Source organism: Flavobacterium glycogeni, from assembly GCF_048286775.1.
Lineage (GTDB): Bacteria > Bacteroidota > Bacteroidia > Flavobacteriales > Flavobacteriaceae > Flavobacterium.
On the sequence record NZ_JBLVPV010000004.1, the window covers coordinates 60,437 to 79,405 of the forward strand.

General features: G+C 32.3%; 13 protein-coding genes. 10 read left to right on the forward strand and 3 right to left on the reverse strand.

From position 1 onward, the window contains the following. Positions 1–146: 146 nt before the first annotated feature. From ACNQGX_RS04495 to ACNQGX_RS04510, 4 genes are all read left to right on the forward strand, one after another. The gene (locus ACNQGX_RS04495) at positions 147–686 is read left to right on the forward strand and encodes an IS1096 element passenger TnpR family protein (protein ID WP_282715782.1); all 540 of its coding nucleotides are present in this window, start codon (positions 147–149) and stop codon (positions 684–686) included. A gap of 89 nt (positions 687–775) precedes the next feature. After that, on the forward strand, positions 776–1,834 hold the full coding sequence (locus ACNQGX_RS04500; protein ID WP_417974414.1) for a nucleoid-associated protein: 1,059 nt from the start codon (positions 776–778) through the stop codon (positions 1,832–1,834). A gap of 223 nt (positions 1,835–2,057) precedes the next feature. Continuing rightward, positions 2,058–2,297, forward strand: coding sequence for a DUF1660 family phage protein (locus ACNQGX_RS04505; RefSeq protein ID WP_131916302.1), 240 nt, complete (start codon positions 2,058–2,060; stop codon positions 2,295–2,297). Between the two features lie 382 nt (positions 2,298–2,679). Next, positions 2,680–5,049 (forward strand): GAF domain-containing protein, encoded by a 2,370-nt coding sequence (locus ACNQGX_RS04510; protein ID WP_417974416.1) that lies wholly within the window; start codon positions 2,680–2,682, stop codon positions 5,047–5,049. On the opposite strand, the gene ACNQGX_RS04515 is transcribed toward ACNQGX_RS04510, so the two are convergent. Further along, the gene (locus ACNQGX_RS04515; protein WP_417974418.1) at positions 5,046–6,230 is read right to left on the reverse strand and encodes a Pycsar system effector family protein; all 1,185 of its coding nucleotides are present in this window, start codon (positions 6,228–6,230) and stop codon (positions 5,046–5,048) included. The two genes, ACNQGX_RS04510 and ACNQGX_RS04515, sit on opposite strands and share 4 nt — an antisense overlap. A gap of 26 nt (positions 6,231–6,256) precedes the next feature. Between ACNQGX_RS04515 and ACNQGX_RS04520 the strand changes: the two genes are divergently transcribed. Continuing rightward, positions 6,257–9,991, forward strand: coding sequence for a metallophosphoesterase (locus ACNQGX_RS04520; protein WP_417974420.1), 3,735 nt, complete (start codon positions 6,257–6,259; stop codon positions 9,989–9,991). Here the strand turns inward: ACNQGX_RS04520 and ACNQGX_RS04525 are convergent. Together ACNQGX_RS04525 and ACNQGX_RS04530 are read right to left on the reverse strand one after the other, a co-directional pair. Next, positions 9,974–10,852 carry a hypothetical protein gene (locus tag ACNQGX_RS04525; RefSeq protein WP_417974422.1) on the reverse strand — a complete coding sequence of 293 codons (879 nt, stop codon included), beginning with the start codon at positions 10,850–10,852 and terminating at the stop codon, positions 9,974–9,976. The genes ACNQGX_RS04520 and ACNQGX_RS04525 overlap by 18 nt on opposite strands. Before the next feature lie 36 nt (positions 10,853–10,888). Further along, positions 10,889–11,956, reverse strand: coding sequence for a hypothetical protein (locus tag ACNQGX_RS04530; protein WP_131916297.1), 1,068 nt, complete (start codon positions 11,954–11,956; stop codon positions 10,889–10,891). A gap of 521 nt (positions 11,957–12,477) precedes the next feature. Here ACNQGX_RS04530 and ACNQGX_RS04535 point away from each other — a divergent pair. From ACNQGX_RS04535 to ACNQGX_RS04555, 5 genes are all read left to right on the forward strand, one after another. Then, on the forward strand, positions 12,478–14,307 hold the full coding sequence (locus tag ACNQGX_RS04535) for a PAS domain-containing sensor histidine kinase (protein ID WP_417974424.1): 1,830 nt from the start codon (positions 12,478–12,480) through the stop codon (positions 14,305–14,307). Beyond that, positions 14,297–14,698 carry a response regulator gene (locus ACNQGX_RS04540; RefSeq protein WP_417974426.1) on the forward strand — a complete coding sequence of 134 codons (402 nt, stop codon included), beginning with the start codon at positions 14,297–14,299 and terminating at the stop codon, positions 14,696–14,698. The genes ACNQGX_RS04535 and ACNQGX_RS04540 overlap by 11 nt, the downstream gene beginning before the upstream one ends. Before the next feature lie 66 nt (positions 14,699–14,764). Beyond that, complete coding sequence (locus ACNQGX_RS04545) at positions 14,765–15,661, forward strand: ABC transporter ATP-binding protein (RefSeq protein ID WP_417974669.1); 897 nt, start codon at positions 14,765–14,767, stop codon at positions 15,659–15,661. 125 nt (positions 15,662–15,786) lie between these two features. Beyond that, on the forward strand, positions 15,787–16,623 hold the full coding sequence (locus ACNQGX_RS04550) for an ABC transporter permease (RefSeq protein WP_417974428.1): 837 nt from the start codon (positions 15,787–15,789) through the stop codon (positions 16,621–16,623). Positions 16,624–16,637: 14 nt separating this feature from the next. Then, positions 16,638–18,965 (forward strand): choice-of-anchor L domain-containing protein, encoded by a 2,328-nt coding sequence (locus ACNQGX_RS04555; protein ID WP_417974430.1) that lies wholly within the window; start codon positions 16,638–16,640, stop codon positions 18,963–18,965. Positions 18,966–18,969: the final 4 nt, after the last annotated feature.

Genomic DNA, 18,969 nt, shown 5'->3' on the forward strand with positions numbered 1-18,969 from the left:
AATTCAACATCCTGACTTGGTGAACTTCCAATTACCGCCATTCTTAAATGAATGCATACACAAAAATCTTATCAACAAATCGAAAATCTGAAATCTAAATCTAAAAATTAAATTTTACCTTTGAGCTTTCAATAAAAACAAAGATTATGGTTTATAAATTTAGAGTGATTCTAGACGCGGAAGAAGATGTTTTTAGAGACATTGCAATACTTGAAGACGATACTTTAGAAGATTTGCACAATGCTATTTTCAATTCCTTCGGATTTGACGGAATGGAAGTGGCTTCATTTTATACTTGCGATGAAACTTGGAATCAGGAAGAGGAGATCTCACTTTTTGATACCGGTGATGTTCCAGGTGAGCAAAAAATCATGAGCGATTACCAATTATCTGATATTTTAGATAAGGAAAACACTAAAATCCTCTATGTTTATGATTTCATCAATATGTGGACTTTCCTTGTAGAACTGGCTGCTGTAGAAGATCAACTTGCTGGAAATACGTATCCGGAAACCATTTTTTCTCACGGTGAAATGCCTGATGAAGCCATGGAAAAAAACTTTGAATCAGATAATGCCGATGACTACAATGATGAATTTGAAGATGGACTAGACGAAGATGATTTAGACATGTTTGAAGGAGACGATAGTTTTGAAGACTACGGGTTTGAAGAGAACTGGAATTAAAGCATTATACAATTAAGAATCAAGAGCCAAGATAAAAGACCTTTTTGCTGTCTTTCATCTTGGTTCTTTTATCTAAAAAAATAAAAAATATGATCAATTTATATAATACACACATCGAAAACTTATCAATTCACAGAGTTGGTAATAAAAGTAGAAACGAGGCTATTTTTTTATCGGAGCAACCTTTTAATCTGAATGATGAAATTGTGCCTTTGATGAAAGAATTTTTCTTTAAACCATTTAGAGAAAAAGAAGAAAACTATTTTCAGTTTGCACATGAAATCGATTTAGATTACAACGATATGTTCAAATTTGCTACGGAAATTTTCGAGAATCCAAGTAATATTCACGAAACTTCTAAAAAAATAACACAGCATTTATTTGAGCAATCCAATCATCCACACATCAAGAATGGTGAAGTATACGTTACCTATTTGACAAACGTAAGTATTGATAATAATGTCGTGGATGCTATAGGAATTTTCAAAAGTGAGATACAAGCTGACTTTTTGCAATTTGAAGAAAAAGAAACGCACTTAGAAATGATTTTACAACAAGGTGTAAGTCTAAATAAATTAGACAAAGGTTGTTTGATCTTCAACTATAAAAAAGAAGAAGGTTACAAAATCCTGACTGTTGACAGCAACCGTTATGATGCCAGATATTGGTTAGAACATTTCTTATCTGTTGATGCTTTTGAGGATGAAAACTTTATCACTAAAAAGTATTTAAAATTTTGTCAGAACTTTGCTAAAGATGTTGTTTTTCCTGCGGAAGACAAAAAAGAAGAAGTGATGTTCATGAACCGTTCTGTGAACTATTTTGCAAAAAACGATCAGTTCGAAGAAACTAATTTCCTAAATGAAGTATTGGATAATCCAGATTTAATTCCGGAATTCAAGAACTATAAAATTGATAAAGGAGAAAAATACAGCATTGAAGATGTAACATCCTTCCCTATTGCAAATGCTGCGGTTTCTGATGCGAGAAAATCAATCAAAAACGTAATTAATTTGGATACACACATTCAAATTAAAATGGATTTCATCAATCCTGAAAGTGCGGAGAAATTTGTTGAGAAAGGTTGGGACGAAGAAAAACAAATGTATTACTACTTAGTTTATTTCAATAAAGAAGAGAAAAGCTAGTTACAGCTCTTATATTTCTAAATATTCAATCCTCAATTACTTAAGTAGTTGGGGATTTTTTATGCACTTTTCGCATCTTCTTATATGAGGATGTAAAAATTATTTTGTTAATTTTATGAGAATTTTATTATTTTATTTAATTTAAAATGCATTTAATCGACTTTATTTGATATTTAAACGGTTATTAATTAAGTTTAGTCCCCCAAATCTAAATAACCAATATATGAACACAATCGAAATCAAAGAAAAATTTATAAGTAAAAAAATCCTGTGTTCACTATTTGGCCATAAAATAATAACAACCCGAAATGTCACAAATCATTTCAAGGAATTTAAGTGCACTGTTTGCCATCTCGAATTAACTAACGATGAAAAAGGCAGAAAAACATTTCTTACCCCAGAGTTAAAAGAAATAAATGAAACACTGATTGGTTTCTATAATAAAAGGATTCATTCGGTTTAAAATTATTCTCTGTTTATTACATCTATTTGATTTCAAAGCAACAACTTATTCCCTTTTTATTCTTGAAGAAAGCATGCGTTTTATAAAATTTAAATTCAGTTTGTCACTAACGCTCTAAAAACCTTGAAAAGATGCTAATCCTTATATTAATCCAGTCAATAATGCTATTGAGACAAAAAAATAAATTAAAAAAAAGTCTCTTGAACTCCAACATTACCTTTATCAGCAAATCATAACTTGATTTAAAAGATACTCTCTTGCTAAAAATGTAAAGCTGTAATACTTGCAAATAAGAGCTTCTTAAAGATGAAACTAAAAGACAATTTGTAGACTTTTGGTTCCGAATTATTTGTAAATTTGTTTTTCCGTAAAACAAAAGAGGATGACTCCTAATTTTTTTAAAGACAGCCCGTTCAAAACCTTGATTTCATTCCATAAGCTTATCAAAGCTCTGGAAGAAATTGCTGTCACCAATGTGGATTATCGTTCCAATTACGCCAAAGCATTATTAAAACAAATAGAACCTTTTCCTGAATTTAGAACAGGAATTGAAGATTTAAATTTAATTCATGAAAATGAAACGGTAATCAAATACCTATTAGCCGACCTATTTCCTACTGCCTTAACTAATAATGAAATTAAAGCAGTAACGATTCCTTTCCAGAATTTTACTTTCAATTATACCGAAAGATTCAAAAAAACACTTCATAATGCCGGGACAACATTTGACATGTCAATCCGGGATTTTGATGAACATCAATTCTACATCATGAATTGCATTTTGATTCTGAACACATTTTACAACCAGCATTTCGATTTTAACAAACCTTTATTTTACGATATCCCAGATGCAAATGGTATTATGAAGCATTATAGAATTCTATATAATGCCGATTTTATGGAAATTATCCCCACTGATAAAGCGATAACATTAACTCCAGAAGATATCGATTTATTGATGGATAATTATGACAACATCGATTTGTGGAAAGAAAAATTCCCTTCGGAAAGTTGGATTTTAAAAGGCTTTGGTATCGTATCTCTATTTGATGCTTCCATTGAAAGTGCCATTTCAAACTTAAAAAGTAATCTTCTAAAATCAGAAACGGAACAAGTCGATAATACCTCGAATTTTGAAACCATTTTTCGTTCCATTTTCAAGGTATCCGATTTACAAGTTGGTTTCATCATTTATAATGAAGAAGATGAAAAATTTACAAGGCCAATTTATGATGAAAAAAAAATAGGCAGTTTTATTCTTCACGATATCGAAGAAGTCGATTGTAAAAACGCCCTTTTTGGTTGCTCTTTAAAAAACATTTTAGAGCAAAATAAACCTTTTATAATTTCAAATGTTGAAAAATTCACCCTAACATCCGGAAATGAAAAACTGGGAGAACATTTGTTGAAACAAAATATCAAAAGCTGCATTCTTGCTCCTGTACTAAAAAACGATAAACTTTTGGGCATTATAGAATTGGTTTCGGCAAAACCAAGAGAGCTAAACAGTATCAATGTAAACAATCTGGACTTGATTTTGCCTTATTTGGTAGATACATTGGAACGCTACAACAATGATATGCAACACCAAATAGAAGCCATTATTCAAAGAGAATATACTACGATTCATCCAAGTGTGTATTGGAAATTCAAAAAAGAAGCCCAAAAATATTTTCAAACCAATAATCAAAGTAAAGGCTATATTTTTAAAGAAATTGTTTTCAAAGAAGTATATCCTTTATATGGTCAAATAGACATTAAAGGCTCTTCGGAGCATAGAAACGAGACCGTAAAAGCAGATCTGAAGAATCAACTGAAAACACTCTTGCAAATCTTTGAAAATCTAAAATCCAATACCAATCTTGTATTGTTAGAACAGCGAAAATTTGAATTACAATCGTTTTTCAACGAGTTGGATTTTCTCCTGAAAGCGGATACCGAACAACAGATTCAACGTTATATTGAAACTGAAATTCATCCCATTTTAAAAAATTCCAAAATGGATCATGAGTGCCAAATTTTGGTTGAAGACTATTTTGAAAAACTAGATGAAAAAACGGGACTGTTTTACCAATCCAGAAAGAAATTCGATAATGCACTGTCCATTGTCAATAAAAAACTGGCTGGAATTCTTGATAAAAAACAAACGGAAGCACAAAATATTTTTCCGCATTATTACGAACGATTTAAAACTGACGGGGTAGAACATAACTTGTATATTGGTGCTTCAATTGCTCCAAATCAAACATTTGACATGATGTATCTTAATAATTTACGATTGTGGCAATTGCAAACCTTGTGTGAAATGGAGTTAGAACATCATCAACTGAAGTCTTCTTTGCCCTATAAATTAGATGTCACTTCTTTGATTTTGGTATTCAGTTCCCCTATTTCTATCCGATTTAGAATGGATGAAAAGCGTTTTGATGTTGATGGAACGTACAATGCGAGATATGAAGTGGTGAAAAAACGAATCGACAAAGCCAACATCAAAGGGACTAAAGATCGTATTACCGAAAAAGAAAAAATCACCATCGTATATTCACACAATCAAGAGGAAACGGAATATTTGAAATACGTCAAATTCCTGCAATTCAAAAACATTCTCGAACCTACCATCGAGCAATTTGAGGTGGAAGAATTACAAGGTGTTTCCGGACTGAGAGCCATAAGAGTAAAAGTGGTTAATGCCGGGAATGGAGCAATGACTAAAAAGTATTCTTATCAGGATTTATTGGACGAACTGAATTAAACACCAATCATTTTGAAAGCAATTACAAAAGCAATAACCGACAAAATTATTCCTATCATAAAAAGATTATAGGCAATTCGCAATAATCTATATTTTTTTTCCAGAACCAATCCCAGAAAATATAAATCTTTAATCAACGAATTATACAGATATTCTCTGTCTTTCATCATCTCATTCATAGCCCATTCATAATCCTGCAGCGGCATTTTATAAAAGTTGCCAAAGAAAAGCAGGTTCACTTTTTTATCTTCAATGTCTTGCTTTGTAAAAACACCCTTAGTCACTTTGGGGCGTGTAGAAAGTATGGCAAAAATGATGGTAATTACACTGGATATCAACATACAGAAAACAGGAATAACCAAATGAGCATTTTTCGGACTGTCTAATTTTGGAATAATCGTAGAAAGTGCAATCGAAATAATAATCGCATTTACGGAAAGCAAAATATTGGCTTTGCTGTCGGCAATGCCACTCAAACGAGTGTGATTATTCAATGTGATTCGGAACAAAGTATCAATCCCTCGGTCGGGTTTTTCTTCTTTCTCTCTCTTTCTGATTTCTTTTTCTAGCTTTTCTTTCGCTTCTTCTTCACCTTTCTTGATTTTTTTCTGTACTTTTTTAATATTTTTTTCCTTTAAGGGTTGCCAATTTTTTATAGCATAATCAGTATAAAAATGATGCTTATTTACTAAAAAATCCCTGTTTTCTATCGCCCAATCTTTATCCGTAAATGATTTCTGTTCTGTGTTTTCCCATTCTGTTCTCAAAAAATCACAAGCCAAAGCATAATCTTCACTAAAAAGATGGTAATAATCGGCGTCTTTTATTATTTTTTCTAAAAGGGTTTGAGGTACACTATCCTTTCTGGTTGCTTTGATTAAGCTAGAAACTTTCTTTATATAATCATCCGATTTTCCTTTTTCTTTTAAAAAATCGGCAGCAATAGCACTACTTAAATCTTCGTGGTTTGCACAACCATTTATATATCCGGTATCGTGAAACCAAGCTGCAATTAGTAGCATTTCTTTGTCAGAAGGATTTAAATTTTCACTGTCGGACAATGTATTAACTGCATCAACTACGCCAAGTGTATGATTAAAATTATGATAAGTATATAAAATAGAAAGTTTATCTTTGAGTAAATTACTAACAAAATCTTGGGCTTGATCGATAAGAGTCATAAAATAAATTTTTATACTACTAAATTATGAAATTGTTTTCGGATAATTGTTTTATTACCTCGAAGAAAGTGACTTTTATGTTATTTGTTTCAGCCTTGATTTTTCAATCATGTGCAACACATCACGCCCAATTTGGTACAGAAATCAAAAATCCAGTAGTACAAAACGAGTCAGACAGCTCAAAAATTGCACATACTTTCTATTTAATTGGCGATGCCGGAAATGCTAATGAAGAAAAAGCGCAACAAACAATTGGTTTACTGGAAGATCGATTAAAAAAAGCAAACAATAATACGACTCTTTTATTTCTTGGCGATAATATTTATCCAAAAGGATTACCCAATACTGACCATCCAAATGAGCGAATTATTGCCGAAACTAAGCTGACAAATCAACTAAAATTATCTAAAGACTTCAAAGGTAAAACCATTTTTATTCCCGGAAACCACGATTGGTACAGTGGAATAAAAGGTTTAGAACGCCAAGCAAAGTTTGTAACGGAATATTTAAATGATAAAAAATCATTCTTACCCAGAAAAAGCTGTGGAATTGATGATTTAGAAATCAATAAAAATCTAACACTGATCACTATAGACAGTCAATGGTTTCTGGAAGATTGGGATAAAAGCCCAACCATTAACGATGATTGCTCGATAAAATCAAGAGAAGCTTTTTTTAATGAGCTAGCGGACATTTTGAATAAAAATCAGGAGAAAACAATAATTCTGGCGCTTCATCATCCGTTAATGAGCAATGGAACACACGGCGGTCAATTTTCATTGAAAAAACAACTATTTCCATTAGAGCAAAAAATTCCACTTCCAGTGTTAGGTTCCGTTATCAACTTTATCCGAAAAACATCGGGAGTAAGCCCGCAAGACATTCAAAATAAACACTATACTGTTTTTATAAAACGCATAAAAACACTATTGCAGAGTCAGGATAATGTCATTGTAGTTTCGGGCCATGACCATAATTTACAATACATTGAAAAAGATAACATCAAGCAAATTGTAAGTGGAGCCGGATCAAAATCAGAGGCTGCAAAAGCCGTTTACCCCAATGATTTTTCTTATGGTGGAAATGGGTATGCAAGATTATCTGTTTATGAAAATGGAGCCGTAAAAGTTTCTTTTTACGGGAAGGAAAACAACAAAGAAAAACTGATTTTTGAACAATTTATAGTAGCTAAAAAAGACGATTTCAGTACCAAAAATTTTTCAACTTCATTTGCAAAAACTACCACTGCAACTATCTATTCAGAAAAACAAACCAATAAAAACAGATTTTATAAATTCCTTTTCGGAAATCATTATCGAAAGTATTACAGCTTACCAATAGAAGTAAAAACCACTACGATTGACACTCTTTTTGGAGGTTTAAAACCGAAACGTGCCGGTGGCGGACATCAGTCCAAATCATTGCAAATTGTTGACAAAAACGGAAAAGAATATGTAATGCGCGCCTTAAAAAAAAGCGCTTCTCGTTTTCTACAAGCTGTGGCATTTAAAGACCAATTTATCGAAAACGAATTTGAAGATACCTATGCCGAGAATTTTTTATTTGATTTCTATACCACTTCACATCCTTACATTTCTTTTGCTATTGGGAATTTGGCCGAAAAAATTGATGTTTCACATACAAATCCTGTATTGTATTATATTCCTAAACATAAAGCCCTAAAAGATTACAATACCAATTTTGGGGATGAATTGTATATGGTGGAAGAACGGCCTACTGACAGCCAAATTGACGTAAAAAGCTTTGGGAATCCAAGCGCAATAATCAGTACCGAAGATCTATTGAAGAATCTTCACAAAGATGAAAAGTATACAATTAATGAAAGTGAATACATCAAAGCACGTTTATTTGACATGCTCATTGGCGATTGGGACAGACATCAAGATCAATGGCGTTGGGGAGAATATAAAGTGGGTAAAAAGATAATTTATAAACCGATTCCAAGAGATCGTGACCAAGCATTTACAAAATATGATGGGGCATTCCTTTCTCTTTTGATGAATATGCCTGCATTGCGCCATATGCAAACCTTTAAAGAAAAAATTAAAAATGTAAAATGGCTGAATCGCGAACCTTATCCTTTGGATCTTGCTTTTCTTAAAACTGCCAATGAAAACGATTGGTTATTACAAGCCAAATACATTCAGGAAAACCTTTCGGATAGTGCTATAGACAGCGCCTTTGATAATCTGCCTGCAGCAGTTCAGGATGAAACTATAGCAGATATAAAGCGCAAATTAAAAGTACGAAAAACGCAATTACAACGCTATGCTTCTGACTATTATACTGTGTTACAAAAAACAGTTTTGATTGTTGGTACCGATAAAAAAGACAAATTTATAATTCATCAGACAACAAAAAACAAGCTTGGAGTCGAAGTATACCGTTCAAAAAACGAAGGAGATGAATTGCTGTACACAAAAGATTTCATTGCCGGAAAAACAAAAAATATCTGGATTTACGGATTGGATGAAGACGATATTTTTGAAGTAAAAGGAAACTCAAAATCAGATATAAACATCCGATTAATTGGAGGACAAGACGAAGATTCTTATACTGTAGAAAACGGAAAAAAGGTAAAAATTCATGATTTTAAATCAAAAAGTAATACCTATGCTTTAGATTCAAAAACCAGAGTTCTTTTGTCTGATGACTATGAAGCCAGTCATTATGATTATGAAAAACCCAAATACAATGTATTCTCAGGATTACCAAATATTGGTTATAATCCTGATGATGGCGTCAAAATAGGTTTTATGGCAAACTATATCATCAATAAATTCAATCAAAATCCATATACGCAAAAACACATTTTGAAAGCGAATTACTTTTTTGCCACAGATGGATATGAACTGATTTACAATGCACATTTCCCGAAGTCAATTGGCAAATGGGATTTAGATTTAGAAAGCCAATTCACGAGTCCGAATTTTACAATTAATTATTTTGGTGCCGGAAATGAAACCGCAAATAATGACGAAACTTTCGGAATGGATTACAATCGTGTTCGCATCCGAATGTTGAAAGTTTTACCCTCAATTAAAAAAGTGGGCAAATATGGAAGCACTTTGCATTTCCAAACTTCATTTGAGCAGATCAGCGTGGAAGAAACCAATAATCGATTTATAAATATTCCGGGAATTGTAAATCCTGGTGTTTTTGACAGCCAACAATTTGCGGGAGCAACACTTAAATATAGTTTTGAAAATTATGATATTCCATCTTTTCCTTCCATGGGAATGGGTTTTTCAATAGCTGGGAATTGGAAAATGAATTTGAATGATACCAAAATAAATTTTCCTTCAGTAGAAAGCAAACTTAATTTTAACCATAAAATTGATGCTAATGGTAAAGTAGTTTTAGCGACTATTTTGAAAGCAAAAGTACTATTGAATAACAATTTCGAATTTTATCAAGGAGCAACTTTGGGAGGTGATTATGATTTAAGAGGCTTCAGAAACGAGCGTTTTTTAGGCAATCAATCCTTCTATCAAAGTAGTGATATACGTTGGAATTTAGGAAAAATCAGAAGAAGTGTTTTGCCTATGACTTACGGTATTTTAGGTGGTTTTGATTATGGAAGAGTTTGGCAAAAAGGCGAGAATTCAGACAAATGGCATCAATCGTTTGGTGGCGGATTGTGGCTCAACGGTCTGAATGTGGTCACAGCCAGAATCACCTATTTTAAAACGCTCAATGAAGAAGCCCGAATTGCTTTTGGTTTAGGATTTGGATTTTAGTTTTTTGACACTTACATCATAAACATTCCCGCCTACGCTTTTGGTTTTTTCATCAGCAATAAAAAGCCTGTCACTATCAATAAAAGAGGCGGCTTCTTTTTGCGAAAAATGATTTAACTCGAGGGTGGTTTTTATTCCCTTCAGAAAATTATCGCCTTCGAAACTTTCGAATAAAAAAATCTTATCATGGGTTAAAACAGCAACTTTGGACTCATCAGGGCTTATTGTTGCGGCTGTAATTGCACAATGATTATAATTATCACAGGTTTTAAATTCTCCCATTAAAACCGCTTGATGAAAGCCTGCCGTATTTGGAATTTTGTATAAAAAAGCGGTACCGTCAAAACCTTTGCTTCGGTTTTTAGTGAAGAGATAGAAATTATTTTTAAACTCAAAAAAACCTTCGACATCATAGAACATTTCTGTTTTTTTAGGAGGGAAATCCATTTGTTCCGGATACGCAAATGAAATTTTATACGCTGGAATTACACTTTCAGTATTCAATGCATTTTTATCGATTTTATAAATACTTAAATCCTTTCTTTCATTATCATTATTCCCAAAATCACCAATATACAGATTTCCATCTTTGTCTTTTGTGATATCTTCCCAATCGATATTCTCCGTATTCTCGATGGTTATCGTTTTTTCAATTTTACCGTTTTCAAAATTCAGTCCGTAAATTTCATTCGCATTACCGCTGTCTTCGAGTGTCCAAAGCAAATTGCTTTTAGATAAATAGGTAATTCCCGAAACTTCTTTTAGCTTTTTAGGCAACGAATAAACCGTTGTTAAAGTACCCGAATCTTGTTGACAAGATAAAAAAGTAAAAACAGATAAGATGAAAATGTAGTTTCTCATAATTGAATTAATGTAAATAATAAATTTATAAAAAGACTAAAATCCCGTTTTAAATAAATTTGTGTTTTTAAAGTTTCTCGTAATAAATTCAAAAGCAGCACTCATAATATTCCCCATGGATTTTGCTTTTTTAAAATTCAAATCATTCGTGTAACGGTATAATTCTAATTGCAATTGATTCAAATGTTCCTCTGGTGCGATAACATCATCCCCCATAATTTGCAATAATCTTTTAATACGATTTTCGGCAGAATGGATTCTTTTGGCAAGAACCGCTCTTTCCTCATCTTTGTATTGCTCGATTGAACTGTTTTGAAGTTTGTCTTTAACCAATTTTACCATTGGATAGTTTTCTTTGAAAAATTGAGGTCGGTAGACTTTAAAATTTCCTTCATAACATTGTTGGTCAAAATCGATGGCGCGTATTTTATAAACAACATGGTCAAAATCATGTGTAGGAACAATTACATAATTATAAGAACGCATATCGCCCAACAATCGTATCATGCAACGCTCGTTGAATTTTACAAATTCTTTTGCAATTTGTGATTTTTCAGTTTCGGTACAATCTGCCAAAAGTGTTTTTATAAAAACATCACCCGGAATTCCCATGATGTGTTCCTCTATCAAAGTGTCATTGTAGACTAAAAAATTGATTTTATCAGGTGACAGAATATGCTCGAGTTCTAGGCCGTAAATACGGGAAGCATCTGCTTTCTTGATATAAAAATGAGTGTAATTATCATTCAGAATATTTCTGACTTTTATTCGAAAAGGTTTCGAGTTTCCAAAAGTACAGTAATCAATGGAATCCACATTCAAAAATTTAAGAATCCCCAGATTACCATCAGAATGCAACAGCGAATAGATTTTTTTTAGATTTAAATCAATTTCTTCCCTTTCAAATTCATTATAATACACTCTAATCCATAAAGTGTCCTCATCGTTTTTATCATAAACGGTCACAGATCCTGAAAAGCGCAATAAATCATCGTAAAAAATAGAAACTTTTGACAAACGGTCAAAACGTTCCAAGTATTCCAAAAGTGATTTGTTTATTGGATACGATGGTTTTTTAAAAAGCATTACTGGCTCACTACTCATTTGAAAAATAATTTAATACAAAATTACAATAAATTAAGCCGTTGGAGGTTACTCCTTTTTAAATATACCGACCTACTTACATAAAAAACACTAAGAATATCGTGTTACTATTGGAAAAATACTACTAAAAAGGCACTCTAAAAATTTTATCCATTTGTTTTTGATTTGTCAATAAATTCAGGACTTTAATAAACAAAGAGATTAAGAGAATAAGAGTGATCTTTAAGTAAGTAATACCATTTGAACATAGAATTTACTGGATTATGTCGTTGATGTTTTATTCCAGTAAAAAGAAAGTTTAAAAAACATAACTATTTAATTATTAGGCAAAAACCGATTTTTTAAAACCCTTTTTAAATTTAAAACAAAGACACAAATAACTAACTAACAACACATTAACTATAATTCAATAAAAATAAAATCATAAACATCAGTTTTTTTATGTTAAAAAACACTAACACCAAGATATAAACTTTATATTTGGTTGTGTCCAAGACTATTAAAACATTTAAAACTCACTAATGACAGATAAGCTTGAACTCTATTTCAAAGCTGCACAGTCAGCTAAAATTGGAATCTGGAAAATGAACCTCCAAACCAATGATGTGTATTGGGATGCTGTTACGAAATGTATTCTTGAAGTCCCGGAAGATTTTGAACCTGTTAATGGAAATGGTATTAATTTCTATACAATAGGCGAAAATAGAGATCGAATTAAAGTACTTATTGAAAGAGCAATCAATGAAGGGATTCCTTTTGATGATAAATTTCAGATCACCACAGCTAAAAACAACATCAAATATATTGAATGTATTTGTCAGGTAGAAACTATTGACGGAAAACCCGCGAATTTACTGGGCACTTTTCAGGACATCACAAATGAGCAGAATTTAATAAATGAATTACAGTTAAGCGTAGAAAAATTTTCTTCGATTTTTTCCAGTGCCAATGACGCCATTTTTATTATTGACACCTCAAATGGAATAATTACGGACTGTAACCCCAGATCGTCAGAACTTACAGGATATAACAATTCTGAATTGAAAGGTTTACATAATTCAAAATTATTCCCTGTAGAATTTAGAACAGAGCTTCGATTTTTTTTAAAATATAATCTAACCCGGAATGAATATACGGTCAATGAAACGCATATCAAATCAAAATCTGGAGAAACTATACCCGTGGAAATAGCTTCAGGGAAAAAATTTCAAGTCGCTAACATAACGTATTTGGTTTGTTTCATTAGAGATATAAGTGAAAGAAAGAATGTTGAAGCTAAATTAAATCTGCTATCATTAGCAGCTTCCGAAACTACGGACACCATTGTAATTGCCAATGAAAATGGAGAAGCGGTATGGGCAAATCAAGCCTATTTAGATCTTACCGGTTTAAATATGGAGGAAATAATAGGGCAAAAACCCGGCTATTTATCCACAGGGCCAGAAACTGATTTAAGCGCTTCATCGTTAATGAGAAACGCAATTAAAAATAAAGAAAGTATAAAAATCACAATATTAAATTATAATAAAAACAAAGAGAAATATTGGTTTGAACTAAATATAACTACTGTATTTGACAGCAATAACAATTTCATTAATTTTGTTGGAGTGGGCCGAAACGTAACCCAAAGAATTGAAAAAGAGTTTGAACTTAAACGATTGTTAGATGTTACCAGCAGTCAAAACAACAAACTGTATAATTTCACTCACATAGTCTCCCATAACATACGCTCGCACACCAGTAATTTATCTATGGTTGTGGATGTGATTGAAAATACAGATGATATCGCTGAGAAGCTTTCCTATTTTGATTTATTTAAAGACGGAACAGAAAAACTGTCAGAATCAATTGAATATTTGAATGAAATTATAACCATTCAGCAAAAAACAAATATTGAAAAAACCAAGATTCGGTTAAAGAGTGAAATCGAAAAAACAAAAATGGCTTTGAGTTTGGTAATTAAAGATAGCCAAATAACAATTACGCATACTATCCCAGATGATCTGGTTGTAATTGCAATTCCCGCCTACTTAGATAGTATTTTGTTGAATTTAATCACAAATGCCATTAAATATAAATCTCCAGAACGCAAAGCTGTTTTAGAAATTGGCTATGAGACCAGAGATGATTACACCATAATAAACTTTAGAGATAATGGTTTAGGACTGAATTTAAAAAAAAATGGGCATAAACTTTTTGGAATGTATAAAACCTTTCACGGCAATGAAGATGCAAAAGGAATTGGATTATTTATAACCAAGAACCAACTCGAAGCTATGGATGGAAAAATTGAAGTAGAAAGCGAAGTAGGTTATGGTTCAAATTTTAAAATTTATTTAAATGAAAAATAAATTAACGTACATTATTGATGATGACAAATTAACGCTGAAATTGATGAGCATTCTCATCTCTAAAAATAAGTTTTGTGAAGAAATTCAATCCTTTAATAATGCCCAATCAGCAATCGCTAAATTAAAAGAAAATTGGGATGATAATGAAAATCTACCCGATGCCATTTTACTTGATTTAAATATGCCTGTGATGGATGGATGGCAGTTTCTGGATGAATTTATTCTTTTACCGATAAAAAAAGAAATTTCAATTTTCATCATGACCTCTTCAATCGACCCTGCAGATATAGAAATGGCAAAAAAATATGATGTGATAAAAGATTATATAATGAAACCTATTACGGCCCAAAAATTAAATGAGCTATGCGCACTAATTGCTAAAATAAACTAATTCAAGTTTAACAGTAACAATTTCCTGTCTTGTTCGTCCTATATTAAATTAATAAAGATGAACCCATTGGAAACTATACTTTCTATCAAAAATCTCAACAAGCGTTATGGCTCACTACAAGCCCTGAAAAACGTTTCTTTCGACATACATAAAGGCAATGTATACGGAATTCTAGGTCCTAACGGGAGCGGAAAATCAACAACTTTAGGAATCGCTTTGAATGTGGTTAATAAAACCTCGGGAGAATACAGCTGGTTTAGTGGTTCAATGGAAACGCACGAAGCCCTAAAAAAAGTAGGTGCCATTATAGAAAGACCTAATTTCTATCCTTACATGACTGCTAAGGAAAACTTAGAACTGGTTTGTAAAATCAAAGGAATCAACTATACAAAAGTCAATGAAAAACTTGAATTAGTAGGTTTAGTTGATCGACAAAACAGTAAATTCAGTACTTTTTCTTTGGGGATGAAACAGCGATTAGCGATAGCTTCTGCCCTATTGAATGATCCTGAAATTTTAATTCTTGATGAACCTACTAATGGTTTAGATCCTCAAGGGATTCATCAAATTAGAGATATTATCAAACAAATTGCATCAAAAGGGACTACCATTTTACTCGCCTCTCATTTACTAGACGAAGTAGAAAAGGTATGTACCCATGTTTTGGTTTTAAGGAAAGGAGAAATTTTATACACTGGTTTAGTGGATGGTATGTCAGCAAATGAAGGCTTTTTTGAATTACAAGCTGATGATACTGAAAATTTAATCCTAGCTGTTAAAACTCATCCAGCTGTTAAAAATGTTGTAAACGAGGATGGAAAAGTTTTAGTTTATTTAAAAAATGATTTAGACGCTAAGGAATTGAATCGATTTCTTTTTGAAAAAAACATCATTCTAAATCATTTGGTAAAACGTAAAAACAGCTTAGAGGAACAATTTTTAGAACTGACTAAAAATCAATAACAATTTCAATGGCAATGACAATTTCAATGGCAATGACAATTTCAATGGCAATTTCAATGGCAATAAAAAAATCTAAAAATCTAATAGTCCAACAATCTAATAGTCTAACAATCTAATAATCTAAAATGAAAAGATTACTCTCAATAGAATTACAAAAAATTTGGAAAAACAAAGCCAGTCGTGTTTTAACATTGGCCTATTTTATTCTCTTAACTTTTATAGCATTAATAGCCTCCATAAAATTTGATCTCGGTATTTTTAAATTTCATCTAGCTGAGATGGGAATTTTTAATTTCCCTTTTATATGGCATTTCAACACGTATATCGCAGCCATATTAAAATTGTTTTTAGCGATCGTAATTGTTTCCATGATGGCAAATGAGTACAGCTATGGAACACTAAAACAAAATTTAATTGATGGAATGAGTAAAAAGGAATTTATTCAGTCTAAATTTCTAACTGTTATTTTATTTGCAACAGTATCAACTATTTTTATTTTCATAATGTCACTCATTTTAGGACTAAGCTATTCTTCCTACACTGAGTTTAGTATCGTTTTCACTGATTTAGAATACCTTTTTGCCTATTTTATCAAACTGGTTGGTTTTTTCTCGTTCTGTTTATTTTTAGGAATATTAGTGAAACGTTCCGCATTTGCACTGGGATTTCTTTTAGTTTGGAATATCATCGAAGGAGTTATCAATGGCGTTTTAACTTTTAAAGTATTCCCGAATAGCAATACGGCAGCATCTATTACTCAGTTTTTACCTTTACAATCCATGTCGAATTTAATAGTAGAACCTTTTTCCAGATTATCAGTGGTAAAAAACTTGGGAACGCAAATTGGTTTGGATAATATTAAAGAATATGGTGTTAACCTATCGGCTATTCTTATCGTATTATTTTGGACTGTAATTTTTATTTTCCTTTCCCATCGATTATTAAAAAATAGAGATTTGTAGTATCTTTACACACGATGAAATGTGTGAAAATAATATTGTTTTATATTTTTATTTGTTGCGTTATATTTGATGCAACCGCTCAATCTATTTCAGTAACAGACTCTTACACAGCGCAACAACTTGTTGAAAATGTTTTAGTAAATAGTTCTTGCGCTAATGTTTCTACTATTACCGTAAAAGGAGATTCCTATTCCGGCAGTAAAAACAGTTACGGCTATTTTAATTCCGGAACAAGTAGTTTTCCTTTTACAGAAGGCATTGTTTTGAGTACCTGGAGTAGCAAGAATTCTGAAGGCCCTTTTTTAAGAAACCCGGGAGGAGGAAATTCTTCTTGGTTAGGGGATTCCGATTTACAGCAAGCATTAGGAATAACGAACACAATAAATGCCACTTTTTTAGAATTTGATTTTATACCGTTGACCAATTTTATCAGCTTCAACTATATTTTTGCTTCCAATGAATATCAAGACTATTTTCCTTGTGAATATTCTGATGGATTTGCCTTTTTAATCAAAGAAAAAGGCAGCACGGCTAATTATCAAAATTTAGCGGTGTTACCTAATACTTCACCTGTTTCATCCGTAAATATTCACCCTTTAATAAATCCGTATAATAGTCAAGGACTATTTAAACCTGGCTGTCCAGCAATAAACGAAACTTACTTTAACGGATACAACACTGCTACCAGTCCTATAAATTATGCCGGACAAACTACCGTATTGACAGCGCAAACAAATGTTATAGCAGGAAAAACATACCATATAAAACTAGTAATTGCGGATCAAGGTAATGAAGCGTACGACTCGGCAGTATTTCTTGAAGCGGGCAGTTTTTTACCAAAAATAGATTTGGGATCAGACCGTTTGTTAGCAACTAACAATCCCATTTGTTTTGGCGAAAGCCTTATCATTGACACTAAATTACCAACGAGTTTAGGATATTCCTATAAATGGTATAAAGACAATGTACTTCAACCAGAAACAACCCTTTCTTATTCTGTTACCAGTCCAGGCATCTATAAAGTTGAAGTGCAATTGACTCCCAGCTGTATCGCTACCGAAGAAATAATAATCGAATACACTCCAGAAATCGATTTGAATGACACCACACTTTCACAATGTGACATCGATAATGATGGAATATCCATTTTCAACCTAACCAAAGTCGATGCCATTGTAAAAAACAATGTGAGTAATTTAAGTGTGGTTGTTTATTATGAAACTTTGTCCGATGCTCAAGCAAAAATAAATCCAATTACCAATCCTGCAACGTATAGCAACAAATTCATAAACCAGTCCGTATTTGCAAGTGTTAGCAATTCATTTAACTGTGTAAATTATGCCGAAGTAAATCTGATTATTTTAAACAATACAATTGCACCCCAAAGTCCTGTTTCAACTTGCGACACCGATGGTACGAATGATGGTTTAGCCCAATTTGATTTAAACTCACAAGTAACACCTCAAGTAGTAACGGGTTTATCTGCTGGCTTAATCGTAGAATATTATTTAAGCCCAACAGAAGCAATTGCCCAACAGAATCAGTTACCAAATATTTTTAAAAATACCGTTGCTACCCAACAAATTATTTACGCCCGAATCGTAAATGGTCCCGACTGTTATGCAATTACTCCCATTACACTTGTAGTGAACACCTTTGACCCACCTAATTTTCAAGAAGAGAACGCTTTTTTATGTAATGGTACTTCAATCAATTTAGCCGTTGATGCCGGTTTTTCGAGCTATTTATGGAGTACGGGAGCCAGTTCAAATACCATAACTGTTACTACTCCCGGAGATTATTCGGTAACCGTTACAAATTTTAATGGTTGTGAAAAAATAAAAAAATATCATGTTACAACTTCTGGAGTAGCAACGATAACTGGTGCAACAATAAATGATTTTTCCGGAAATGAGAATTCAGTTTTAATAGAATATACCGGATCTGGCGATTATGAATTTTCTATAGATGGATCTTTTTTTCAGGATAATCCAATGTTTAACGGAGTTGCACCCGGAGAATATTCCGTTTATGCTCGAGATAAAAATGGCTGTGGTTTATCAATTCCGTTTGTGGTATATGTTTTGGATTATCCTCGTTATTTCACTCCAAACGGAGATGGTTATAATGATGTTTGGCAAATTAAAAATCTGGATAATTTACCCAAATCAACTTTATATATTTTTGACCGTTACGGAAAATTATTAAAACAATTAATTACTTCAGACATTGGATGGAATGGAACTTTCAATGGATTTACATTACCCACTGATGATTATTGGTTTCATTTGAATTTAGAAAACGGCAGAATAATAAAAGGTCATTTTTCATTAAAAAGATAATCTA